Here is a 23,330-nt window from a genome sequence, read left to right as displayed (position 1 = left end):
CAGACATTTACCTTTCTGTCATATGTAATATATATAGATAGCTTTACGAACCCTAAATTATTTTTTTGTTAAAAATGGGGTTTGTGTATAGGAATCTTTAATTAAATTTTAATATTTTTGAAGTTTAGATATAAAAATTGTTCATAACCATTTAAAAACCGCCTTTTATTTTGTAATTGTCAGAATGTAATAAGTTTAATTTATTTTTAATATTATTGTGTCGTTTTAAACCTAATCTTTTAATTAATCACTTATAAACGTTTAAATTGGATGAAAAATCAAGCAACAAAGCCCGCTGCTCCAAAGACAGGTGAAAAAAAATCATCAGGTGGTAACTGGTTCGCCGTTTTAACTATTGTACTCATTTTTATTATTGCCGTTTGTATTTATAATTTCATTCTGGGAGATGGTTCTCACTTCGAAGGTGGAGATAACAAAAATGAACCTATCCCTGGCGATTATTTGGGTACAGTTTACAAAGGTGGATTCATCGTGCCAGTTTTGATGACAATGTTGTTATCTGTAATCGTTTTCTCTATTGAGCGGGCTTTCACTCTTGGTAAAGCAACAGGTACTGGATCAATTGACGTGTTTGTTAGAAAAGTAAAATCATCTCTTGCTTCTGATAATATCAACGAAGCACTTGCTGAGTGTGACAAACAAAAAGGATCTGTAGGAAATGTTATCAACTCTGTATTGCATAAATACAAAGAGATGGCTGTTGATACTACTATGAGCAAAGACCAAAAAGTTCTGGCTATCCAGAAAGAGTTGGAAGATTCTACTGCATTGGAATTGCCTATGTTGGAGAAAAACCTGACTATCATTGCAACTCTTGCTTCTGTAGCTACGTTGACAGGTCTGTTGGGAACAGTAATGGGTATGATCCGCGCATTTGCCGGTATGGCACAAGCAGGTGCTCCTGATTCATCTGCACTTTCAACTGGTATTTCTGAAGCCTTGATTAACACTGCATTGGGTATTGGTACCTCTGCTCTTGCAATTATTGCTTATAACTTCTTTACAAGTAAAATCGATACGTTAACGTATAGCATTGATGAGGCTGGTTTCAGCATCATGCAGAACTTTGCTTCAAAACATAACTAATCTGATAAAGATTGAAGTAACCAACAAATACTATTCATGTATTGGTTGGTTACTTCTTATTGATTGAACTCCGCGTAGTTGAGCAAAGTGAACTTTTTGAAAAAAAATATAAAAAAGTTTATGGAATATGCAGGCCTTCTGCATCTATAGATAAAACGGATTTAATCATGCAAGATTTCTTTATAATGCTTGTAAAAAAGAAACATCATTATGGCAAAAGTAAAAGTTCCCCGTAAATCCATATCGCTTGATATGACTGCAATGTGTGATGTGGCTTTTTTGCTACTTACCTTCTTCATATTAACCGCGACTGCAAGAGAAGAAGAGCCTGTTGTTGTTGATACACCTGGTTCCGTATCAGAGACTGTATTACCTGACCGCGATGTCCTTATTATCAGTATTGACAAAGGAGGACAAGTATTCCTGAAAGTAGACAGTGAAAAAACACGTCTGGCTATGCTGGATAAAATGGCAGGAAGGTATCAGGTTTCTTTCAGCGAAGGAGAAAAGAATCAATTTCGTCTGACTGAGATGTTTGGTGCACCAATTGCTAATCTTAAGAGTGTACTACACGCAAAAGGAAAAGACAGAGTTGCCTTACAAAAAGGTATTCCTACGGACTCTCTTGACAATCAGTTAGATAATTGGGTTTCGTATGCTCGTTTGGCGCAGGTAGAAACATTTGGTACTCAACAACAACTGCGTGTTGTGATTAAAGCTGACAAGGATACAAAATACGAAGTGATCCAAAAGGTAATTGATACCTTGATGAAGCAAAATATGAACAAGTTCAACCTCATTACTAATCTGGAGCAAATGCCTGCAGGTTTTGGTGGAGAAAGAGAGAGACATTAATAAACATACTAGTTTATTAATGATTTCTAAAAACTGTTCAACTAGTTTATTTGTTAACCTTTTAACTGATTTATAGAAATGGCAGATGTAGATACCGGTGGTAAGGGTGGTGGTAAAAAGAAAGGTGCCAAGAAAGCATCGACAAAAGTTGATATGACACCAATGGTAGATTTGGCATTCTTATTAGTGACGTTCTTTATGCTTACTACTACCTTGAGTAAGCCAAACACAATGTCACTGAATATGCCAGAGAAGCCTAAGCCTAATGACCCTCCACCACCTAAAGTAGATGAACGTGTGACAACTACTGTAGTACTAGATAAAAACAATCGTATTTTCTATTACAAAGGTGTTGAAACTCCAGAAGTTTTCACAACTGATTATTCTGCAGAAGGATTTCGGAAAATGGCTGTAGAAATGGTTGCGAAGGGTAAAAGCTTGCAAAAGGATGCTGTATTCATCATTAAGCCAACAGCAGAGGCATCTTATAAGAATGTGGTAGACATTTTGGATGAGATGAAAATTACAGATGCCAAAGTATACGCTATCCAACAGCTTTATCCTCAGGATAAGGAAATTATTCAAAAGTATAAAACAGAACATAATATCACTGACTGATCATGATAGATTATAAGTCGCCGAGTGTCACCTTAGACGATATCGTCTTTGAGGGCAGAAATCACTCTTATGGAGCTTATATGATCCGTAAGAACTATCAGCGTATTGTGCTGCGTTCTTTGTTGATTGGTGGTGCGCTTTTTATCGTTGCTTTCTTGTTTATGCAGTTTGTTACAACACAGGAAGACACTGAAGAAGCGGTAGAAGTAGTAGCTGACTTAGCTAACCTTCCACCTCCACCACCTGTAGATCCCAATGAACCACCTCCACCTCCACCTCCACCTGCCCCACCGCCACCCAAAGTAGCAACCATCCGGTTTGTGGAGATGGAAGTTGTAACTGCTGAAGAAGCTGTAGAACCTGTAACACGGGTTGAAGAGACAGAAAACAAGCAGATTGCAATGGAAACACAGGAAGGAGAGGAGACAAGTGTTGACTTAGGTTTACCTGAATCTGCTCCCTCTGTGTTGTCAGAAGGAACAGGTGAGGAAGAACAACCTTTCGTTGCTGTAGAACAGATGCCTGAATTTCCAGGTGGAATTGCAGAACTTGGTAAATACCTGCAGAAAAACCTGCGTTATCCTGCTCAGGCTCGTAATCAGAATATTCAGGGCAAGGTTTTTGTATCGTTCGTTGTAGGTGCCGATGGCACTATCAAAGATGTTACAATTGCTAAAGGTATAGGATATGGTTGTGACGAAGAAGCGAAACGTGTAGTTAGCTCTATGCCAAAATGGAAAGCAGGTCGTCAAAGTGGACGTAGTGTTCCTGTTCGTTATAGCTTACCAATCAGCTTTACACTGGCATCTCAATAGTTTAATAAATTAAAAATTCTGAATTACAATGAAATCGCATAGACCTTTGCACGAAACTATTTTTGCCATTTTTGGAATAGTTATGGCACTGGTCTATGTGATTTTAGGTATAGCAATCATATTCACTGACTTTGCAGATGCTATATTGCCAAAAGGAATGAAATTAATATTAGGAATAGCCATTATTGGGTATGGAATATTTAGAATATACAGAGCTGCGAAACAGCTATTGCCCAGCTAGGCAAACAACTGGAAAGTATCGTAAAGGAATTCTAGCATTATTACAAGGATTCTTCTTTATTGCCTCGTTTATCTCATTCACTGCGTGTCAGGAAAGAGCAGCAGACACGCCCACCCAAGGTAAAATTGCGATTGCTGTTGATGAGTCATTTCAACCATTAATACAAGCGGAAGTAGATGCCTTCCAGGCTTCTTACAAGTATGCAAAAGTAACACCTATTTACACTACAGAAGCTCAGGCAATGCGTTTAATGTTGGCTGATAGTGTGCGGTCTGTAATCATTACAAGATCTTTTAGTGCTGAGGAGTTGGAGTTTTATGCGAAGAGAAAAATAACACCTGATAGTTTGAAGATTGCTACAGAAGCCGTGGCTCTAATTGTCAACAAGAAAAATGCAGATTCTTTATTGACGATGAATCGCTTTCGTGCTATTCTGAATGGCTCTATTAAAACATGGAAAGAGGTAAGTGGGCAAGGTCCTGCAAAGGATATTGTGATTGTTTTTGATAATGGAAATTCCAGTAATCTCTCCTTTATCAAAAGAAAGTTTGGTTTAGGAAATGACTTTGATAAAAAAATATATGCTGCTCAATCCAATAAAAAAGTAATTGAGTATGTACAGCAAAATGAAAATGCGATAGGTCTCATTGGGGTAAGCTGGATTAGTGATGTGGACGACCCAAAACAACAGTTTGCCAGAAAAGATGTTTCTGTTGTGGCATTAGCAGAGAAAGATGATCCTACAATAGACGATTACTATCAACCTTATGCTGCTTACCTGAAAACAAAGCAGTATCCGTTATATCGGGACTTATACATTGTAAGTGGAGAAGCAAGAAAAGGCCTTGGCACAGGTTTTGCAGCATATGTTGCCAGTGAGAAAGGTCAACTAATTATATTGAAGGCCGGATTGCTACCTGCAACTCAGCCTATTCGTTTGGTCAAGGTCAATACAAGATAGAGTTACCAAACTATACATAATACTATCCATTTACTTAACTTAACCAAAAACCCTTTAGTACTAATGCGTAAATTCATTTTTGTTTTTATGGGAATGCTTGCCATGATGTTGGTGGGGCAAAAAGGAACTGCACAGACAATCAATGAAGGTTTGAACTATCTTGATTTAGATAAGTTTGCCAGTGCAGGAAATGTGTTTAAGACCCTGGTGAAGAATAAACCTACTGGAGAGAATAATTTCTATCTAGGTTATTATTATATCCAGGTTGGAGAACTGGATTCTGCTAAAGCTCAGTTTGAAAAGGGAGTTGCTGCTGATCCTAAAAACGGACTTTCATATGTGGGTTTAGGTTCACTTTTGTTAAAACAAGGTAAAAAAGCTGAAGCTAAAGCTCAGTTTGATCAGGCAAAAACTGTCACGAAATCTAAAAATGCTGATGTTTTTTATCGCATAGGAGAAGCTTATGTTTCATATGAAGGAAATACAGACCCTGTCGAAGCTGTAACTAATGCTGAACAAGCCTTAAAATTAAATAAAAATCTTGCAGATGCATATGTTGTTATTGGTGATGCTGCTTTACAAAAATTAGATGGTACAACAGCTGCTAATAACTATGATAAAGCAATTGGATTAAATCCTAAGTTATTGAAAACACACGTTCGTTTAGGTAATCTTTTTGTAAGAAGTAAAAACTTGAACGCTGCACGTGAAAAATATAATGAAGCTATTGCTGCTGATGCTAATTATGCACCAGCATATCGGGAATTAGCAGATCTTTATTATCTGGCAAGACAGTATGATAAAGCATTGGAGAATATGGAGAAATATATTTCACTTGCTGATAAGAGCCCTGCAAACCAATTCCGCTATGCTGGTTTCCTAATTCTTGTTGAAAAATATCAACAGTCTTTGGATATTTTAGCTACTCTAAAAAATCAATACAGTAATAGTGCTGTTTACAATCGTTTGATGGGTTATGCTTCTTATGAGACCAATCAATGTCCACAAGGTTTAGAATATTTGAATAAATATTTCACATTAGTAAAACCTGAAGGTATCCTTGGATCTGATTATGAATACTTAGGTAAATTGGAGATCTGTAATGGTGGAGATACAACTAAGGCACTTGAGAATATTGTAAAAGGTGCTAAAATTGATACCAATAGAGTAGCAGGATTAAGAGATGTAGCTCAGAAGTTCTTTGATGGCAAAGCTTATGTAAAGTCAGCTGAGGCAATCCAACAATATATTGCTTCTCCAGGTAAAAAAGTTAATGCAAACGATTATTATTTATCTGGTTTGGCTAATTATTATGCCAATGATTTTGTAAAAGCTGATTCTGCTTTCGGTACTATGATTACGATGCTTGAAGCTCCTAAACAAATTATTGGCTATCAGTGGAGAGCAAAAACTCGTGCAAAAGAAGATGCTGATGGAACACAGGGTATTGCAGAGTCAGACTATCAGAAGTTTTTTGAATTGGTAGATGCTGAAGCTGATAAGACCAAATATAAAAGAGAGGTGTCTAATGGATATTTCTATTTAGCTATCCTTAATCTGAAAAAATACAAAGATCTGGCAAAGGCACATGAATATGCAAACAAAATGCTGACTCTTGACCCAGCTGATAAGAGAGCAAAGAACGTGCTTACTTTTACACAGAAAGATCTAGATCCTAAAGCTGCTGCACCAGCTAAAGCAACAACATCTAAAACTCAGCCTAAAACAAAATAATCTAGGCTTTAGTATAAACAAAAAAACCTGTCGTACGACAGGTTTTTTTGTTTATACTAACTAATAAATAGTTTTAATTTACATCTTTACCAATGCTCCATTTCGGAGAATAGGTACTACATTATATAAATCCTCACGGAGGCAGAATTCAATATCACGTGTAAGATTTAAACGAGCTAGTCTACGAACATGAGAAGAATGAGCAATAAACTTGATCATATTATATTTTGCTGCATCATAGATCATATTAGCTGCTAGCGCTGCATCATCTTCTATTGCAAACTCATTTTTGAGACTACAAACCACTGCTCCTGCAAATAAAGTATCTTCTAAATTATACTTTCCTTTCCATCCTGCGCAAACCACTAGTACATCATAAGGCTGAGTTAACAGATAGTCAGTGATAGCTTTACGATTAAGAAAAGATCCTATCAATACCTGCTGGGCAGATTTGGATTTGGTCAGAGCCAGTGTACCATTAGTAGTTGTCATTGCTAAGGTTCTGCCTGTAAGATCAGGCTTCATATAGCTGAATGGCGAGTTATCCAGATCAAATCCTTCAACTTTCATCGCATTTCTCTCTGCGGCTGCAAGGTAGCCTTGCTCCTGTAATACCTTGCACTCTTCTATCTGAGCAACTGGAATAATCTTTTCAATTCCATGAGCAAAGGCCGTTGTCATACAGGATGTTGCACGAAACACATCTACAATGACAGCAATCTTGTTTTCTAAGTTATATAGGTGCAACAGCTCCGGAGTAGGGCAAACGTCAATCTTTCTCATCAGAAAAGTATTATTTCACAAATGGTAATTTAACGACTTTGGCTTTTAGATTCTTGTCACGGATAGTAACATATATCTCTGTTTCAGGAGTAGTGTAGGCAGTTTGCACATATCCCATACCAATTCCTATTCCTAATGTTGGAGATTGTGTACCAGAGGTTACTTCTCCTATTTTCTCTCCTGATGCATTCACAAGGTTATAATGAGCTCTTGGAATACCTCTTTCTTCCATCTGGAAACCAATAAGTTTTTTAGATACACCTTCTTCTTTTTGAGACTTCAAGTTTGCGGAATTTATAAAGTTCTTTGAGAACTTAGTAATCCATCCAAGTCCAGCTTCCAGTGGAGAGGTTTTATCATCAATATCATTTCCATACAGACAATAACCCATCTCAAGGCGTAAGGTATCTCTGGCTCCTAGCCCAATCGGCTTGATACCGTACAAAGAACCAGCTTCCATAATCTGAGTCCAGACATAATTGGCATTGTTTGCAGGTACATAGATTTCGAAGCCGCCTGCACCTGTGTAGCCTGTAGCAGATATAATCACATCTTTAACATCTGCAAAAGGTCCTTTTGTAAAAGTATAATATTCGAGTGATGATAGATCTACAGATGTAAGCGACTGTAATGCCGAAGCAGCTTTGGGACCCTGAACCGCAAATAGACAGAGTTGGTCAGAAATGTTTTCCATCTCTACACCAAATGTATTGTACTGTTGAATCCAGTTCCAATCTTTTTCAATATTAGATGCATTTACCACCAGCATGTATTCATTTTCCTGCATGCGGTAAACAAGAAGATCATCAACTATTCCTCCTTTATCGTTGGGTAAACAGGAATACTGAATTTTACCATCAGCTAGTTTGGAGGCATCATTGGAGGTAACATATTGAATAAGGTCTAATGCTTTTGGTCCTTTTAACATAAACTCTCCCATGTGAGACACATCAAAAATCCCAACGCTATTACGGACTGTATTGTGTTCTTCAATATCAGATGAATAACGTACAGGCATAATGTAGCCAGCAAATGGAACCATTTTGCCACCAGCTTGTACATGGACATTATGTAAGGGTATCTGTTTTGCGGAGGATATTTCTGTCATAAGGATGAAGTTTACAGCGCGCAAAGGTAGTAGTTATGAATTAAAAATTAAAAGTGGAGTTTGAAAAATACAAGGAAATAATCTCTGTATAACAATTAATATAAAGATAGACCTGGTTTTTGTACAAAGTATGGGACAATCAGCCAGTAAAAAAGGTATCATAGTCGGAGAGATAAATAGATTTGTTTGTAGGCAAGATTAAAACGATAAATAGATATATTTTAGATTAGCCAAATATTATTTGCTATAAGATTACATGGTAGTATATTTATGTGGAGATAACCGCTTTGTGCAAAAACGAAAAAAGTCCCTATATTTCTAAAATAGTTTAGATAGCCCCATTCTAATGTCTCATTTTCCTACACTTGATTCTTTCTTAAGAAACTTCTTTGGAAACCCTGTTCCCTCGCAGAAACCAGAAGGTAACCAATTTCTAACAATTATAACATTTCAGTTTACTTTAGTTTGTACAGGTGTTTTTTTAATAGCTGCTATTCTTGATTTTATAGTTGCCGAATATATGTTAGGATCTGCAATCCTGATGGGCTTTTTTACATTTTTATGGATTTTGTATGTTCGACATGAGGTGTATTATGCATTTACTTCGACATTATCTATTCTAATTATTAATACACTTATTTTTGTACATGATGCTCGGTATGGTATACAAGCAGGCGTATATCTCTTTTACTTTCCATTGGTATTTGCAATCTTTTCCACTTTTTCCTACGAAAATATACTCCTTGTAATCTGTCATTTGTTAATCACAATTGCAGGATGGGGAGTAATGGAATTAACACATCATTCACTTTATTACTCAAAAATACATGATTATGAAACGCTGCACGGACTTTTTATTTTTTGCATGGTTACATCATTGTGTATTACAATAGTATTTGTCTATTTGATCCTGCAACAAATACGAACAAATGCTATCAATCACGAACAGGAGAAGCTAAAATCAGTCTTGGATAGTAACAATCAGATGTTGATGCTGATTAATAAGGAGAGGAAGATAGAACTTTTTAATCGGAGATTTTTTGACTACTATCAAAATGTATATGGAGACACATTGCAGATAGGGAATAATTATCTTGATTATGGAAATCCACAAAATCGAGAAATGGAAGCAGAAGCTTTGAATAAAGCATTTTCTGGCCAGGCTATTCAAAAAGATATGTTGGTGATGATGGGAAATGTTCCTACCTGGATGAGTTTGAATTTTGTTCCTGTTGTAAACAAAAGAGGCGAAATACATAATGTAGCCTTTTCTGTTTTGGATATTTCTGAGCGTAAGAACTATGAAAAAAGTCTTAGTGAAACTAACGCGATTCTTACTAAGTTAAATCATGAACTGGATCATTTTATCTATCGGTCTTCACATGATATGCGAGCTCCATTGGCATCTGTATTAGGATTGGTTGAATTATTTCAGACAGAAGAAGATGAATCTGAGCGTGAAGAATATATATCAATGATTGGTAAGAGTGTACATAAGTTAGATCAGTTATTAATTGACATTACTCAATACGCTAAGAATAAAAAGCTTGAAATCAGAAATCAGCCATTGTATTTTTCAGAAATAGTTAATGAATTAATTGAAGCATTGCGATTTGCTAAAAATGCACAAAGCATTGCCTTTAAAGTAACTATTATCCAGGAGACAGCCTTTTATAGTGATGAGGAAAGAGTAAGATCTATCATTGGTAATCTACTATCAAATGCTGTACGATATCGTTCCTTACAGGTAGAGTCTTTTGTAGAAATAGCAGTAATGGTAAATGAAAAACAAGCAAGGATTAGCATTACAGACAATGGTATCGGAATTGAATCAGAATATCTAAGTCGAATCTTTGATATGTTTTTTAAGGTTTCTCACAAATCAGTAGGATCTGGACTAGGTCTATATATTGTAAAGGAAACGGTGACTGCTTTGAGAGGATCCATAAATGTGAAATCTGCAGTAGGGTTGGGAACAACATTTATAATTGAATTGCCTCAGCCTCACACAGGAATATCTTAAGGAATTGCATTTTCCTTCATAGAAAATATAATAAATCAACATTTTTTGCACCTTCGTATTTGTATATACTTTAATTCTGTCGTGTTAACATCTTTCGAGTCCTTTTTTCATATTGAGAATACATTTATAAACATACTCGGATACTCATTGAGTTATCTTGAGTTCTTTGGTGTTATTACAGGTATTGGCGGGGTTTGGCTTGCTTCCATAGCACATGTGTGGACATGGCCAGTAGGAATTATGAATGTAATCCTATCCTTTTTTCTGTTTTATCAGATACAGCTTTATCCGGATATGTTTCTTCAGGTATTTTTCTTGATAACCAGTCTTATGGGATGGTGGAAATGGCTGAATCCGGAAAAATATGAAGCAGACCAAAGAGATCAGTTAAAGGTAAGTTTTCTCTCATCAAAGGATTGGGCGACATGGGGGATTGTCACGCTTGTCGCGACAGGTGCACTTGGAACCTTTGCAAGTTATTTGCATGTATTATTTCCAGTATTTTTTTCAAAGCCTAGTGCTTTTCCTTACCTGGATTCATTTACAACTGTTGCCAGCATTATAGCTACATTCTGGATGATTCGCAAAAAGATAGAATGCTGGTATGCATGGATCCTAATAGATATCATCAGCACCTACATGTACTATACCAAAGATGTTAAATTTTATAGTTTGCTCTATCTGATATTCTGTTTTCTGGCAGCAAATGGTGCATTTAACTGGTGGAAGATTCACCAAAAGTATTCTTTAACTTAATTTTCCTTGCGATTTGGATGAGTCGCCGTAGATTGCTCTTTCTGAGCTTTTTTCTGATCCTCTTGTCTCTCAAATTCTAATTTTTCTTTTGTATCATCTATTGCTTCTTCTATGGAATGCGATTCGTGTATATTGGTTGCTTTTGATGAGACATCTGCTAGGGTTGCATAGTATTGGCTTAGAGTTCGTAATTCTTGTTCGGTCAAGGATTCAACATCCACAAGGCGGTTACTGGCACGTTGACTGGCTGCAATTAATTCATTTAGTTTTAATTGCATGGCCATCCCATCTTTATTTTGGGATTTCTGAATGAGGAAAACCATCAGGAATGTGATAATTGTAGTGCCTGTATTGATAATTAACTGCCATGTATCTGAATAGTGAAAAATTGGACCTGTTGATAACCATATGATAATTGTCAGAAGAGCTAGAGTAAAGGCTCCCGAACTGCCAGCCAATTGGGTAGTTTTATTGGCAAATTTTTCAAAAAATAAAGCAATTCTATTCTCAGACTTTTCCATAGTGTATATACATTATACAGTGACATTGAAAAATAGTATACCAACTATAAGTTAGGGCTAACAGGGCTTTCAAAAATAAAGCTTGACATGAGTTGTATATTTATCTTATCTTTGTGTAGTATTTACACTAATATATGGCTGCAACTCTACTAACTCTCATTACTATACTAAATTTCTCTATATCAGGTATTGTCAAGGATCAGGCAACTCATAAACCGATTGCAAATGCAACAATCTTGTTGGTAGAAACGCAACATGGAACAATTACGAATGCATCCGGAAATTTTGAACTGAGGAATATTCCTTCTGGAAATTATACATTACGGATAAGTCATGTGGGATATGCTACGTATGAGGTCAAAGTGAATCCCGAAACTGTTTTTAATGGTAGAGATATTTTTTTAGTAATTGCTGAAGCTGTTACTGAAGAAATCATTATTCAGGGAATACGGGCTGATGAAACAACGCCTGTATCACAAAAGACATTAACAAAAGCTCAAATCGAGCAGAACTATATGGGACAGGAAATGCCCGTATTACTAACACAGACTCCCTCCATAAATTATTATTCAGATGCCGGCAATTCCTTTGGATATTCCTATATGCGATTGAGAGGTATCGACCAATCACGCATCAATTTTACACTCAATGGATTACCTCTGAACGAACCAGAAGATCAGGGAGTATATTTTGCCAACTTTGCTGATTTTGGAAATAGCCTGCAATCAATTCAGGTGCAGCGTGGTATTGGAACAAGTACTTCTGGCACAGCATCTTATGCAGGCTCTGTTAACTTTGAAAGTATCAATCTTGCAGATTCAATAGGTTCATTAAACCTGCAGACAGGATATGGCTCTTTTGGTTCTTATCGGATTAGTCCGGAATTCTCAACTGGACAATTGAAGAATGGCTTTGCTTTGTATGGACGCTATTCACTGTTACATACAGATGGACATAAATATCATTCAGGTACACATGCTCATTCCGGATTTATCAGTGCAGGTTATTTTGGAAAGAAGGATCTATTCCGGCTTACTGCATTTACCGGACATACCCGAAATGATATGGCATATGTGCCAGTCGCATTAACAGATATTCAACAGGACCCACGAACCAATTACTTATCGCCAGAAGAAAAGGATAAGTTTTCACAACAACTGGTACAATTACAACATACGCATAAATTCAATCAATCTACATCATTAGTGACATCCGGATACTATATTCATCTGACAGGAGGATATGATATTCGCTTTGATCCGATTTTACAGAACTTTTCAGTTGCTTCTGATTTTGGTGGAGGAATGATGACATTGCACTATACTAAAGATCGGTTAACAACACATGTAGGTGTTCATGCTAATACATACAAACGTGATCACTTTTCCAGTATACAGCCTAATACCTCTGATCGATTGTATACCAACACAGGGTATAAAAAGGAGATTTCTGCTTTTGGTAAGATTAATTATGCCTGGAATAAATTTAATCTCTTTGCAGATGCTCAGATTCGATCTGTATTTTTTCGATATAGTCCAGAGAAAAGTTATGAGTTGCCAGAGCTGTCCACTCAATGGACATTCTTTAATCCCAAAGTTGGCATTACCTATCAGGCAGGTCCGGCTGTAAATGTATATGCCTCTATTGGCAAAACAAGTCGCGAACCTACCCGAAATGACCTTTTTGCTGGGTTTGATGATGTAGATTCCAGTAATATTTCATTGATTGGGGACTTAACAAGGATAAAGCCGGAATCTGTAACAGATATCGAAATAGGAGCCCGATGGATATTACCTACATTGGTTGTACAGGCAAATGTATATACGATGCAGTTTCATAATGAGATTGCCCCTATTGGTCAGTTGAGTTACATCGGATTGCCATTGCGAAAAAATGTAGCTCAAAGCTATCGGCGCGGAGTTGAGGTGGATCTGAGCTGGAAGCTGCTTTCCAACCTTTCAATTGTGCAGAATACAGCTTTTATGGATGCACAGATTAAAGAATATACTAATGATGTAGACAATCAAACATATCGGAATGTTAATCCATTATTATCACCTAAATGGATTTTAAATCAAGGTGTGATTTATCAGTTGCCTTTCTCCAAACCAAAAAAGTTGAGAGGTGATGTAGAATTATCCAGTAGATATGTAAGCAAATCCTTTCTAGCAAATACCAATGAATCTCAGTTTATGACACCAGACTTCCATTTGCTGAACCTGCGCATTTCTATGGATTTTCTTCAACATGTCAGATTCTCATTTATGGCTAACAATCTGACAGATAAGTTATACTTTACCAGTGGGCAGGTTACAGATCAGCAACCGTATTATTTTGTGCAGGCTAGAAGAAACTATTTTGTAACACTACAACTAAACTTTTAAAACATGCTAGGGGCAATTGCCGGTGATATAATCGGATCACTTTATGAAATACGTGGTTTGAAGACAATGGATTTTCCATTGTTTGTTCCTGAATCCAGATTTACGGATGACACTGTTTTGACTCTAGCGGTAGCAGATGCCTTGTTACATGGAGGAAACTATGCAGAGAAGATTCATTCGTATGGAAATGCATATCCTTTGGCTGGATATGGAAAATCTTTCAGAGATTGGTTACAATCGACAGATTTGCAGCCTTATACTAGTTGGGGTAATGGATCTGCCATGCGTGTGAGTCCAGTCGCTTATGTTTATGGTTCTCTGGATGAAGTTTTGCAGGAGGCAGAAAAGAGTGCATTTGTTACACATAACCATCCGGAAGGTATAAAAGGTGCTCAGGCGATTGCCGCAGCAGTGTTTCTGGCTCGGAAAGGAAGTTCCAAGCAGGAAATAAAAGAATATGTTCAGAACAAGTTTGGATATAATCTGAAGCGAAGCATAGAGCAGATCAGACCTGATTATAAATTTGATGTTAGTTGCCAGGGATCTGTGCCGGAATCCATCATTGCTTTTTTGGAAAGTACAGATGTGGAAAATGCAATTCGACTAGCCATTTCGTTAGGAGGAGACACAGATACAATGGCTTGTATGGCAGGTTGTATTGCAGAGCCGTTTTATGGTGGTATACCAAAAGAGATTGAAACAGAAGTGAGAAAACGCCTTCCGCAAGACCTTTTGCTGACACTAGATGCATTTCTCACACAGTTCCCTTCTAAATAATTATATAGTGATTACAAAGCATAAACATTTTTGAGTGCATGCTTTGTTTAGAATTAGTATTCTGATGATTGGTTTTACACTTGGTAAATTTCTGCCTCCACATAACGGACATATTCATCTTATTCGGGAAGGAGCTAGACAAGTAGATCGCATGTATGTATTAATGTGTTCTATTGAACGGGAACCTATTCCTGGTTATCTGCGACATCACTGGATGAAAAAAATATTTGCCGATGATCCGAACATTCAGGTAATCCATGTTACAGATGAAAATCCTCAGGAACCAATAGATCATCCTGATTTTTGGCGTATCTGGGCTGGAACGTTTGAGCGTAATCTTCCTGAAAAGCCTAATATCTTCTTTAGTTCTGAAACCTATGGTTTTGATCTGGAAAGAGAACTTGGAATCAAACATATTTTGATTGATTTACAGCGAAATACTATTCCTGTTTCCGCCAGATATATACGACAAGAACCTTTTAAACACTGGGAATATATTCCAGCAGAAGTGAGACCTTACTATGTGAAAAAGATAGTGTTAACCGGACCGGAGTCTGTAGGGAAATCTGTTCTTACAGAGCAGCTTGCCAGGCATTTTCAAACAGAATGGTTGCCAGAATATGGAAGAACGTATTATGAGGAAAAAATGCCCCATTTTGAGTATATGGGGATTTCTCACATAGCTGGAGGCCATCTAATGTTAGAAGAGCAAGCATTATCCAAAGCAAATAAGATCTTATTTCTGGACACAGACCTTATTCTGACACAGATATGGAGTGAAATCTATTTTAATCAATGCCCTGACTGGATCATAGAAGTCAATCATCAGCCTCGTCAAAGAGCAGCCTTGTATCTGTTGCTGAAACCTGACCTGCCATGGATTGATGATGGAACCCGTAGCTATGGCCATATCCGTGAGGAACAGTTTCAAACCATTCGTAGAGAACTGGAGAAACGAAGAATGAAGTATGTAATTATTGAAGGCGATTTTGAAAATCGTTTAGCTCAGGCTATAACAGCAGTAGAAAGGCAGATCTTGCCTGAAATAAGAAATAGCTAAGCTCTTTTGTCATTTGATAATTTCTCCCAAACGAAAAGTGCGTCGATGGTGTGGTGTAATTCCGTATTTCTCCAATGCCTGATAATGGGCCTTAGTCGGATAGGCAGCATTGGTTTCCCATCCATACTGAGGGAAGTCTTTGGCTAGTTTTTCCATCAAGTCATCACGATATGTTTTAGCAAGTATGGATGCAGCAGCAATAGATAAAAACTTTGAATCACCTTTAACAATACAGGTATGAGTAATAAATGGGTACGGTTTAAATCGGTTTCCATCAATCAGTAACATCTGTGGTAGAACCAAAAGATTGTCTACAGCCCGATGCATAGCAAGGAAACTTGCATTTAACACATTGACTTGATCAATTTCAGAATTGGATGCTTCTGCTACTGCAAAAGTAATCGCATCTTTTTGTATCTCTTCTCTTAATTTTTCTCTTTCACTACGAGTTAACTGCTTGGAGTCATTCAGGGTATTGTGCTTATAATCTTTTGGCAAAATTACAGCAGCAGCAACTACAGGACCTGCCAGGCAACCCCGGCCAGCTTCATCCAGTCCAGCTTCAATCAGATCTTGAGTATAGGCAGATTGTAACGACATTCTAGTATTGAGTAGAGAACTAGTAAGTTGCAAAACAAATAAAAAACCTCCTTGATAACAAGGAGGTTTTTTATTCGGAAAAGCGATTATGCTATAAAGTTTTAATGCTTATGCCCTGCATGATGATGAACATGGCGTAGATTTAGTACATGTCCAACAATTAGCAATACAGAACCCAGATACATAAGAATGGAGGCAAATGGTATGCTTTCTTCCCAGATAATACTACCTGCAAATACAGCCCAGGCAACTATAAGGATAATACGAACTAACAGAGAATGTGCTTTACGAGCTGATAACCAAACAGCAACAGCCGCAATTGCTAAAAAAAGGAAGTCAAGCCAGCGATATTCCTCATGTGCAGTAAAACTAGCTGCACTTGATAGAAGTACAGGCATAAACATACAGTGGATAATACAGCCTACTGAACTAATAATCCCCATCCAATCTGACTTGCGCGAAACAGAAAAATTTTTCATTGAAGAGGCGATAGCTGAATTTGTAACAACGTTGCAAAAATAATAGCTGATTTACTATATTGCAACAGAAATAGAAACTTTTTTGCAACCAAGTTGCAGCCAACATATGAACTTATTTATAGTAAGCTGGGCGTATATCCGCAACCGAAAACTCAATACATTTCTCAATACGTTGCTATTGGCTTTGGGTGTTGGAATAGTAGTCTATCTATTATTGGTAATGACACAACTACAAAATAAAATGCAAGCTAATGCAAAGGATATTAACTTGGTAGTAGGGGCCAAAGGAAGTCCTCTGCAGCTAATTTTATGTAGCATTTTTCATATAGACAATCCAACAGGAAACATTAAGTTATCGGACGCCAATAAAATAGCTGCTAACAGGCGATTTGTCAAAAAGGCAATCCCATTGGCTCTGGGGGATAGCTACCAGGTTTTTCGCATTGTCGGAACCAATAAATTGTATCCGGAACATTATGGTTGCCAGCTAGCTACTGGAAAGTGGTGGAGCAATGTAATGGAAGCAACTATTGGGGCTGAGGTTGCCCGGCAGTCAGGACTTAAGGTGGGTGATACCTTTCATAGCTCACATGGATTAGATGGGAGCGAGGATAATCAGCATGAAGAGCAGAGTTACAAAGTAGTGGGTATCATGCAACCCAGCGAAACAGTTTTAGATCGGTTAGTACTTACCAGTATAGAAAGTGTATGGGCCATTCATGAACATCATGAAGAAGCTGCTATGCCTGTTAGGCCGATTGGACCACCTGCCAAATATACAAAAGCACATAATGACACTACCAGTGAGGAAGATGATAAGGAAATCACTGCATTATTGCTGACATTCTCTAACCCGATGGCCACACTAATGATGCCCAGAATGATTAATAACCAAAGTAATCTACAGGCAGCTTCCCCTGCAATGGAAATCGTGCGTTTATTCGACCTGTTTGGCGTAGGAGCTGATGTGATAGAGTATTTTGCCTATGTGATTATTCTGATTGCAGGGTTGAGTATCTTTATTGCTTTGTATAATGCGCTAAAAGAGAGACAATACGATCTGGCCATTATGCGAACATTAGGAGCCTCACAAAATAAATTGTTTACCCATATTATTTTAGAAGGGCTGTTACTAGCTGCCTTTGGTGGTATATGTGGTTTACTGTTAGGACACGGAGCCGTGGAATTAACAAGTGCTTTACTGGATAAGACATCACAGATCTCATTTACTGGATGGCAGTTCCTTACAGAAGAGTATTATATTTTTGCAGGTGTATTGGGAGTGGGATTCATAGCATCATTGTTGCCAGCCTTACAAACATACCGCCTTGATATCTCAGAAACGCTGGCAGCATAAAGCTATGCTCCTATAACTGCACAAAATACGCAACCTTCATTGACACCCGAATGTTTCAACTTACAGGAATACGTTATAATTATACTTCGGAACATACGCTATCCTTTCCTGACTGGACAACAACCCAAGGAGATAATTGGTTGTTAACAGGAATATCAGGAAGTGGTAAGACAACCTTATTGCATATGCTTGCGGGTTTGAGAAAACCTACACAAGGTACTGCAATAGTTGCAGGCACAAATTTGTACATTCTTTCGGGAAGCAAAGCAGATCAGTTTCGAGGGAAAAACATTGGCCTGGTGTTGCAAAAGCCACATTTATTATCTGTATTAACAGTAGAGGAAAATCTGTTACTGACTCAATATATGGCTGGATTACCGCAGAATAAACAACGAATCAAAGAAGTATTAACTATATTGGGTTTATTGGATAAACGGAACTCCAGGCCTCATCAGTTAAGTCAGGGACAGGCACAACGTATTTCGATAGCCCGGGCTGTATTGAATCGCCCTAAGCTAATTCTGGCTGATGAACCTACATCTAGTCTGGATGATGTAAATTGTATGAGGGTATTGGATCTGCTTGAAACACAAGCTGCGGCTTGTGCTGCTACATTGGTTATTGCTACACATGATGCGCGTGTCAAAAAACGGATAACAAATCATTTTCACCTGGACAGTGTTCAGATGGTATAGGGAACTGTATAAAATTGTATATTTGTTGAATACACAGAACATCTATTTCGCTCAAAAGAGTTATAACTATACTTTATGAAACGTATTGTTTTTCTATTATTTATATGCAGTGTTAGTTGTCTGACCCTTCAGGCACAGACAGCTCCCAAGGATCAGGCCAGTGCTACAACAGTATCTTCAGCAGATTTATGGAAAACTTTAATGGCGGTAGAGTATAAAAATGTTCCAGACCGATACTATCCTCAACCTATATTTAGCAAAGATTTAAAGGCGTTGGCTGGAAAGCGTGTCACATTGAAAGGATTTATTATTCCACTCGATGAAGCCAAAAAGCAGATGAATTTTATGCTTTCAATGGTGCCGTTTAGCCATTGTTTCTTTTGTGGTGGTGCAGGTCCGGAATCTGTTGTAGAAGTAAAAGCTTCTACCTCTTTTGATTACACAGCGAAACCTGTACAGGTAAGTGGTGTCTTACGACTGAATGAAACAGATGAAAATCATTTGTTTTATATTTTGGAAGAAGCAAGCCCAGTTTTGTAGAAGATATAAATTAGCCATAAATGAAAAACGCTTAATCAGAGTATGATTAAGCGTTTTTCATTTATGGCTTACTAGTTTTATTCACACAGATAAATATTGTATACATCAAAATAGCGATGATCATACAATTCATCAAAAAGATAGCTAAACTTCAGTGTGCTTGGCTTATGACCAAATACTACATTGCGAATGTATTTGTATAACTGTTCGAATATTGCGGATTCCGGGCTAATTTCTCCATACAAAGTTACCTTGTGGACTTCTGGGTTAAGTTGCATTTGATGAAACACCAGCATAACATAATACAAGAAGTCATTAGCACTTACATAAAAGAATGTATTGCAATACTCTAATACTTTTCCATTAGTAACCGCAATTGTCAGGTGAGATGATTCTACCAATACTGTTACTGATCGTACAGGTACAGGTTCGGTATGAAATACACCTTCTACCAATGCACTTGAATAATGTACGAATTCTACATTTCGTGCAGGATAATTTTGCCGGAACCATTCAATTACCTTTCTTTCCTCTGCAAATACGTTCACCATTTCACTATGCGGATGGCGATAGTAGAGTACTTCGTAACTTTCAGGCAATGTATGAGTTGCCAGTTGAAGATACTTGCGGGCATGCTCCTTGTAAAACAAAGAGCTAGGTAATAATGTGAAAAACTGATTTTTTACAGAGACTTTTATTTTTTGCCAGAATCCAGCTTTCAGAAATTCGTGTTCTTCATACAGGAGTTCCAGTTGTTCCAGCAGTTGTTCTTTTTGTAAGAGTGCAGAGAAATGCCGTTCTTCCAGCCATAAGCACCGGCTCGCATGTGTATCCACTACACTTATTCTAAATCCATCCTTGCTTAATTCCAGATTTAGCGCATACTGAGGAATAAGCTCTATATCAAATACAGTTGTATCTTTAATTAGTTGATTTTGTTTAAACTTTACTACTGTAGTCTCCAACTCAATATAATAAGTTATGTGTTTACCCTTTTTATCCTCTTTTAGGCTTACAAGTTTACAGAATACGAACCTAATAAACTAATTTTGAGATTCTATTTTCTTATGCACCTGCAGCATCCATAGCCTGGTAAAATCTACAGAAAAGATTGATTATGAACGGTAAGCAAAATACATATTATTCCCTAGATTTTCTACTGATACAATTTTTTTTATGACAGCAACCATAAATAATTTTATCCTGGTATAAGTCAATGGGAGTATGTATTTCTACTTTCGTCATTTCTCTAAAATATATCATTTATACATGTGATGCAACCTTTCATAAGGTAGTGGTGTCTACAGTCTGTCAACTTTTTTATTTTCTATGAAAACTATTAGAATTTTATCTCTTACATTTCTTATTTCTGTTGCACCTTTATTTCTTACAGGATGCTGCTGGTTTAGTACTTGTGGTTGCGGAGATAATTTTTCTCAGAAGTATTTTAAGGTAAACGGCTGGAAAGCAACTAATGTATTAATTGATAGTACAGTGACCAACGGATACCCATATGTGCGTTTGGATTCGTTATCCAAAACAGCTTCTTATGCATATAATAAAGTAGGTATAAATCTGGAAGTAAAAGCAGAATATTATTCAGCTATATCTATCAATAGTTATGGAACATTGATGGCTTGTGACCCTTTGCCTAATGGACATGAGGGATCAAAAGAAAAAATCAGTACAATACAAATTATCAGTAATCAGGATTTTGATACTGAACATCCAGCGGGTACAGATTTAGCCGATTTATTTCTGATCAAGAAAATGGGCTTCTATAACTCCTGGTCAGAGGATGTTGCCGTCAATCTGCGGACTTATAGTAATGGACAACCCTCACCTGAGCTGGCCTACACACTCTGGCTAGCCAAGCCTCCTGTATCCTCTAAAAAGCATATCTTCACTATCACTTACGAGCAGACAAATGGAGATAAGTATACAGTGACAACCCGAGAACTAACATTTTCGTAAGAAATATCTTATAAATGGCATTATCAATCAAATAGGTTTTTTCTTCACCTATTTGATTGATAGTACATGATGAGTACTAGGTAAGTTGTTGATAACCTGTCTGATATAGGTAGTTAATATACCTGCATATACTACTACTATTCTTTTGCTAATCTTTATGTATACCACAAAAACAGGCTATAGATAGGTTCATTATTGCATTATGAACAAATAAAGTAGTATCTTTCAAGCCCCTATTCAGAAATCGTATTTTCATCATTGTATTTTATCCTCCATGGCAAGTGAGATTTCCTATCCAAAACTTTCTGTAACAAACTGGTGGGCGTTACGCAAAAAGTTTCAGAGCAATCCAAATATTAAGATTACTCCCGGATTTCTGGCAATGCACTTTGAGATGGGTGAAGATTCTGCACGTACTAATGTGTTACCACCTTTACGAGCCATTGGTTTTATTGATGATGACGGACGACCTACTGATTTAGCCTATGACTGGCGTGATGATGAGAAGTATGGAGAAGTGTGTGATGTGATCCGTAGGACTGTTTATCCTCAGGAACTTAATGATGCTGTCATTGACCCTGCTGACAGAGTTAAGGTAGAAACATGGTTTAAGAATAAAGCCAGAGTAGGAGAGGCCTCTGCCCGTAAAATGGCAGCTTTTTATCTAATGTTGTGTGAAGCGGTGATTCCGGGTGAGCAGAGAAATGGAAAAGCTAATTTGGAAACTGCTCAGAAACCTAAAGAGAATAAATCACGTCCTGTAACATCCCGTATTGAACAAGGTTCATTGTTTGCAGAGGACAAACCACAGCCTCAAACAATCCATGTATCTGATTCAAAGGATGTAATAACAGTTCCTACGCCTGCTATTTCTTCTTCCCCAAATATTCAAATTACCATTCAGATACAGTTATCCTCTGAATATACCCCTGACCAGTTGGATCAGGTATTTGCCAGTTTAATCAAGAACATAAAGAAGCTTCAGGAATAGGTATGAATCTATTAATTTGAAAACTTCAGTATCTACCGAAAAAGGGGATAGTTACCTCTGTAATTACCTGGAACAGAATTTACTGCAAAGCCATTTGCGTTTCTACTGAGACCGCATTCCTATATCCTGCCATCAACGAGGCGAACTTCTATACAGATTGAAGTTTTGTGGTGAATTCCGATCACTTTCTCTTCTTGCGTTGAATTCCAATCATATTTTGTTTTTGCGGTAAACTATGCGCAACAGAAAAAATGATCAGAATTCCGATCAAAATAAAAGTTGTTGTGAGTTATAAGCAAAAACAAAAATGATTGGAACTCTACTCAAACTCAAAAGTGATTGGAATTATATACAATTCCTTTAGTGATTGAGCAGAGTGCCTTATCCTTTCGAGAAAAGTTTTTGACTTGAACTATACGCAGACAAAATACTTTCACTAACAATAAAGAAAAAGGCAAGAAAAACTTTATCCCCGATATAATTATTACATAGATTTTTTTGCCTTTCTATGACTATTGAATAGGATGTTTGATGCGTATTGCCTTGACTGTTAAGTCTTTAGCTTATGAGCGAGTGTTTTCTCCCTGAATAAAGGTTTTTCTTTATGTGTATTTTTTGCTAGCAAAATTGCGTTTTTAGAGAATTTCTTACATCAAATTTACATGAGTTTGTTGGTTAGAGAAAAAAATGACTTGAATGTTCTTGATTACAGATCTTGAGTTGTTTTTAGTATTATTTGTATATAAGGGTTTTCGGTATGGAAAGCCTTTGTATAGGAAAAATTATATTTATATCTCAAAATAAGACAAAGACTATTTGCAAGAATTTGACTTTCCTTTGAAAAATATTGTACTATAGGAAGTCGTGGAAAAGCAATAGAAGTAGCAATTGAAGCAGTATAGATAACTTATTGCTTAAGTGTTGGTAGGTAAAGGCTTTGTGTAAAATAGG

22 protein-coding genes are annotated in these 23,330 nt (G+C 37.1%); 16 read left to right on the top strand and 6 right to left on the bottom strand.

Annotated elements, in window-relative coordinates; all coding sequences use genetic code 11:
- The first annotated feature begins 270 nt into the window (after positions 1 to 270).
- The 6 genes from QNI22_RS16830 (at position 271) to QNI22_RS16805 (ending at position 6,331) form a co-directional block, all read left to right on the top strand.
- Positions 271 to 1,107, top strand: coding sequence for a MotA/TolQ/ExbB proton channel family protein (locus QNI22_RS16830; RefSeq protein WP_313979117.1), 837 nt, complete (start codon positions 271 to 273; stop codon positions 1,105 to 1,107).
- A gap of 210 nt (positions 1,108 to 1,317) precedes the next feature.
- Entirely contained in the window at positions 1,318 to 1,962 is a 645-nt protein-coding gene (locus tag QNI22_RS16825; protein ID WP_314512347.1) for an ExbD/TolR family protein, read from the top strand.
- 78 nt (positions 1,963 to 2,040) lie between these two features.
- A complete protein-coding gene (locus QNI22_RS16820; protein ID WP_314512345.1) occupies positions 2,041 to 2,580 on the top strand; it encodes an ExbD/TolR family protein in 540 nt (179 codons plus the stop codon).
- 2 nt (positions 2,581 to 2,582) lie between these two features.
- Positions 2,583 to 3,395 (top strand): energy transducer TonB, encoded by an 813-nt coding sequence (locus tag QNI22_RS16815; protein ID WP_314512344.1) that lies wholly within the window; start codon positions 2,583 to 2,585, stop codon positions 3,393 to 3,395.
- 191 nt (positions 3,396 to 3,586) lie between these two features.
- The gene (locus tag QNI22_RS16810) at positions 3,587 to 4,597 is read left to right on the top strand and encodes a PstS family phosphate ABC transporter substrate-binding protein (RefSeq protein WP_314512343.1); all 1,011 of its coding nucleotides are present in this window, start codon (positions 3,587 to 3,589) and stop codon (positions 4,595 to 4,597) included.
- 63 nt (positions 4,598 to 4,660) lie between these two features.
- A complete protein-coding gene (locus QNI22_RS16805; RefSeq protein WP_314512339.1) occupies positions 4,661 to 6,331 on the top strand; it encodes a tetratricopeptide repeat protein in 1,671 nt (556 codons plus the stop codon).
- A gap of 78 nt (positions 6,332 to 6,409) precedes the next feature.
- On the opposite strand, the gene QNI22_RS16800 is transcribed toward QNI22_RS16805, so the two are convergent.
- Entirely contained in the window at positions 6,410 to 7,114 is a 705-nt protein-coding gene (locus QNI22_RS16800; protein ID WP_314512337.1) for a 2-phosphosulfolactate phosphatase, read from the bottom strand.
- Between the two features lie 10 nt (positions 7,115 to 7,124).
- On the bottom strand, positions 7,125 to 8,222 hold the full coding sequence (gcvT, locus tag QNI22_RS16795) for a glycine cleavage system aminomethyltransferase GcvT (protein WP_314512335.1): 1,098 nt from the start codon (positions 8,220 to 8,222) through the stop codon (positions 7,125 to 7,127).
- 346 nt (positions 8,223 to 8,568) lie between these two features.
- Here gcvT and QNI22_RS16790 point away from each other — a divergent pair, with 346 nt between their 5' ends.
- Entirely contained in the window at positions 8,569 to 10,245 is a 1,677-nt protein-coding gene (locus QNI22_RS16790) for a PAS domain-containing sensor histidine kinase (protein WP_314512334.1), read from the top strand.
- 81 nt (positions 10,246 to 10,326) lie between these two features.
- Positions 10,327 to 11,001 (top strand): nicotinamide riboside transporter PnuC, encoded by a 675-nt coding sequence (pnuC, locus tag QNI22_RS16785; protein WP_314512331.1) that lies wholly within the window; start codon positions 10,327 to 10,329, stop codon positions 10,999 to 11,001.
- On the opposite strand, the gene QNI22_RS16780 is transcribed toward pnuC, so the two are convergent.
- Complete coding sequence (locus tag QNI22_RS16780) at positions 10,998 to 11,522, bottom strand: low affinity iron permease family protein (RefSeq protein WP_314512329.1); 525 nt, start codon at positions 11,520 to 11,522, stop codon at positions 10,998 to 11,000. The genes pnuC and QNI22_RS16780 overlap by 4 nt on opposite strands.
- Before the next feature lie 134 nt (positions 11,523 to 11,656).
- On the opposite strand from QNI22_RS16780, the gene QNI22_RS16775 reads away from it, so the two are divergent.
- From QNI22_RS16775 to QNI22_RS16765, 3 genes are read left to right on the top strand one after another with little or no spacing between them, the layout of a single operon-like run.
- Positions 11,657 to 13,906 carry a TonB-dependent receptor gene (locus QNI22_RS16775; protein ID WP_314512327.1) on the top strand — a complete coding sequence of 750 codons (2,250 nt, stop codon included), beginning with the start codon at positions 11,657 to 11,659 and terminating at the stop codon, positions 13,904 to 13,906.
- A gap of 3 nt (positions 13,907 to 13,909) precedes the next feature.
- Positions 13,910 to 14,683, top strand: a complete 774-nt coding sequence (locus QNI22_RS16770) for an ADP-ribosylglycohydrolase family protein (protein WP_314512325.1) — start codon at positions 13,910 to 13,912, stop codon at positions 14,681 to 14,683.
- A 43-nt stretch (positions 14,684 to 14,726) separates the two neighbouring features.
- Positions 14,727 to 15,743 carry an AAA family ATPase gene (locus QNI22_RS16765; RefSeq protein WP_314512324.1) on the top strand — a complete coding sequence of 339 codons (1,017 nt, stop codon included), beginning with the start codon at positions 14,727 to 14,729 and terminating at the stop codon, positions 15,741 to 15,743.
- A gap of 9 nt (positions 15,744 to 15,752) precedes the next feature.
- Here QNI22_RS16765 and QNI22_RS16760 read toward each other — a convergent pair whose 3' ends face one another.
- Together QNI22_RS16760 and QNI22_RS16755 are read right to left on the bottom strand one after the other, a co-directional pair.
- Entirely contained in the window at positions 15,753 to 16,343 is a 591-nt protein-coding gene (locus QNI22_RS16760; RefSeq protein WP_314512323.1) for a ribonuclease HII, read from the bottom strand.
- A gap of 101 nt (positions 16,344 to 16,444) precedes the next feature.
- Positions 16,445 to 16,822, bottom strand: coding sequence for a MerC domain-containing protein (locus QNI22_RS16755; protein ID WP_314033135.1), 378 nt, complete (start codon positions 16,820 to 16,822; stop codon positions 16,445 to 16,447).
- Positions 16,823 to 16,928: 106 nt separating this feature from the next.
- Here QNI22_RS16755 and QNI22_RS16750 point away from each other — a divergent pair, with 106 nt between their 5' ends.
- From QNI22_RS16750 to QNI22_RS16740, 3 genes are all read left to right on the top strand, one after another.
- The gene (locus QNI22_RS16750; protein ID WP_314512321.1) at positions 16,929 to 18,179 is read left to right on the top strand and encodes an ABC transporter permease; all 1,251 of its coding nucleotides are present in this window, start codon (positions 16,929 to 16,931) and stop codon (positions 18,177 to 18,179) included.
- 50 nt (positions 18,180 to 18,229) lie between these two features.
- The gene (locus tag QNI22_RS16745; protein ID WP_314512319.1) at positions 18,230 to 18,874 is read left to right on the top strand and encodes an ABC transporter ATP-binding protein; all 645 of its coding nucleotides are present in this window, start codon (positions 18,230 to 18,232) and stop codon (positions 18,872 to 18,874) included.
- A 75-nt stretch (positions 18,875 to 18,949) separates the two neighbouring features.
- Positions 18,950 to 19,414 carry a DUF3299 domain-containing protein gene (locus tag QNI22_RS16740; RefSeq protein WP_314512317.1) on the top strand — a complete coding sequence of 155 codons (465 nt, stop codon included), beginning with the start codon at positions 18,950 to 18,952 and terminating at the stop codon, positions 19,412 to 19,414.
- A gap of 77 nt (positions 19,415 to 19,491) precedes the next feature.
- Here QNI22_RS16740 and QNI22_RS16735 read toward each other — a convergent pair whose 3' ends face one another.
- Positions 19,492 to 20,379 carry a DUF3822 family protein gene (locus QNI22_RS16735; protein ID WP_314512315.1) on the bottom strand — a complete coding sequence of 296 codons (888 nt, stop codon included), beginning with the start codon at positions 20,377 to 20,379 and terminating at the stop codon, positions 19,492 to 19,494.
- A 364-nt stretch (positions 20,380 to 20,743) separates the two neighbouring features.
- On the opposite strand from QNI22_RS16735, the gene QNI22_RS16730 reads away from it, so the two are divergent.
- The gene (locus QNI22_RS16730) at positions 20,744 to 21,388 is read left to right on the top strand and encodes a DUF5034 domain-containing protein (protein WP_314512314.1); all 645 of its coding nucleotides are present in this window, start codon (positions 20,744 to 20,746) and stop codon (positions 21,386 to 21,388) included.
- Positions 21,389 to 21,662: 274 nt separating this feature from the next.
- Positions 21,663 to 22,379, top strand: a complete 717-nt coding sequence (locus tag QNI22_RS16725; RefSeq protein WP_314512312.1) for a DUF5343 domain-containing protein — start codon at positions 21,663 to 21,665, stop codon at positions 22,377 to 22,379.
- Positions 22,380 to 23,330 lie beyond the last annotated feature (951 nt).

It is taken from the genome of Xanthocytophaga agilis, from assembly GCF_030068605.1.
Taxonomy (GTDB): Bacteria; Bacteroidota; Bacteroidia; order Cytophagales; family 172606-1; genus Xanthocytophaga; species Xanthocytophaga agilis.
The sequence above is the reverse complement of the archived record's forward strand: the minus strand, read 5'-3'. Positions and strand labels throughout refer to the sequence as shown.

Coding starts and splice junctions, on each gene's coding strand:
- QNI22_RS16760 (WP_314512323.1), bottom strand. CDS start 16,343: ATGTCGTTACAATCTGCCTATACTCAAGATCTGATTGAAGCTGGACTG.
- QNI22_RS16750 (WP_314512321.1), top strand. CDS start 16,929: ATGAACTTATTTATAGTAAGCTGGGCGTATATCCGCAACCGAAAACTC.
- QNI22_RS16730 (WP_314512314.1), top strand. CDS start 20,744: ATGAAAACTATTAGAATTTTATCTCTTACATTTCTTATTTCTGTTGCA.
- QNI22_RS16830 (WP_313979117.1), top strand. CDS start 271: ATGAAAAATCAAGCAACAAAGCCCGCTGCTCCAAAGACAGGTGAAAAA.
- QNI22_RS16745 (WP_314512319.1), top strand. CDS start 18,230: ATGTTTCAACTTACAGGAATACGTTATAATTATACTTCGGAACATACG.
- QNI22_RS16770 (WP_314512325.1), top strand. CDS start 13,910: ATGCTAGGGGCAATTGCCGGTGATATAATCGGATCACTTTATGAAATA.
- QNI22_RS16815 (WP_314512344.1), top strand. CDS start 2,583: ATGATAGATTATAAGTCGCCGAGTGTCACCTTAGACGATATCGTCTTT.
- QNI22_RS16810 (WP_314512343.1), top strand. CDS start 3,587: ATGGAATATTTAGAATATACAGAGCTGCGAAACAGCTATTGCCCAGCT.
- QNI22_RS16800 (WP_314512337.1), bottom strand. CDS start 7,114: ATGAGAAAGATTGACGTTTGCCCTACTCCGGAGCTGTTGCACCTATAT.
- QNI22_RS16805 (WP_314512339.1), top strand. CDS start 4,661: ATGCGTAAATTCATTTTTGTTTTTATGGGAATGCTTGCCATGATGTTG.
- QNI22_RS16825 (WP_314512347.1), top strand. CDS start 1,318: ATGGCAAAAGTAAAAGTTCCCCGTAAATCCATATCGCTTGATATGACT.
- QNI22_RS16790 (WP_314512334.1), top strand. CDS start 8,569: ATGTCTCATTTTCCTACACTTGATTCTTTCTTAAGAAACTTCTTTGGA.
- gcvT (WP_314512335.1), bottom strand. CDS start 8,222: ATGACAGAAATATCCTCCGCAAAACAGATACCCTTACATAATGTCCAT.
- QNI22_RS16820 (WP_314512345.1), top strand. CDS start 2,041: ATGGCAGATGTAGATACCGGTGGTAAGGGTGGTGGTAAAAAGAAAGGT.
- QNI22_RS16725 (WP_314512312.1), top strand. CDS start 21,663: ATGGCAAGTGAGATTTCCTATCCAAAACTTTCTGTAACAAACTGGTGG.
- QNI22_RS16775 (WP_314512327.1), top strand. CDS start 11,657: ATGGCTGCAACTCTACTAACTCTCATTACTATACTAAATTTCTCTATA.
- QNI22_RS16780 (WP_314512329.1), bottom strand. CDS start 11,522: ATGGAAAAGTCTGAGAATAGAATTGCTTTATTTTTTGAAAAATTTGCC.
- QNI22_RS16755 (WP_314033135.1), bottom strand. CDS start 16,822: ATGAAAAATTTTTCTGTTTCGCGCAAGTCAGATTGGATGGGGATTATT.
- QNI22_RS16740 (WP_314512317.1), top strand. CDS start 18,950: ATGAAACGTATTGTTTTTCTATTATTTATATGCAGTGTTAGTTGTCTG.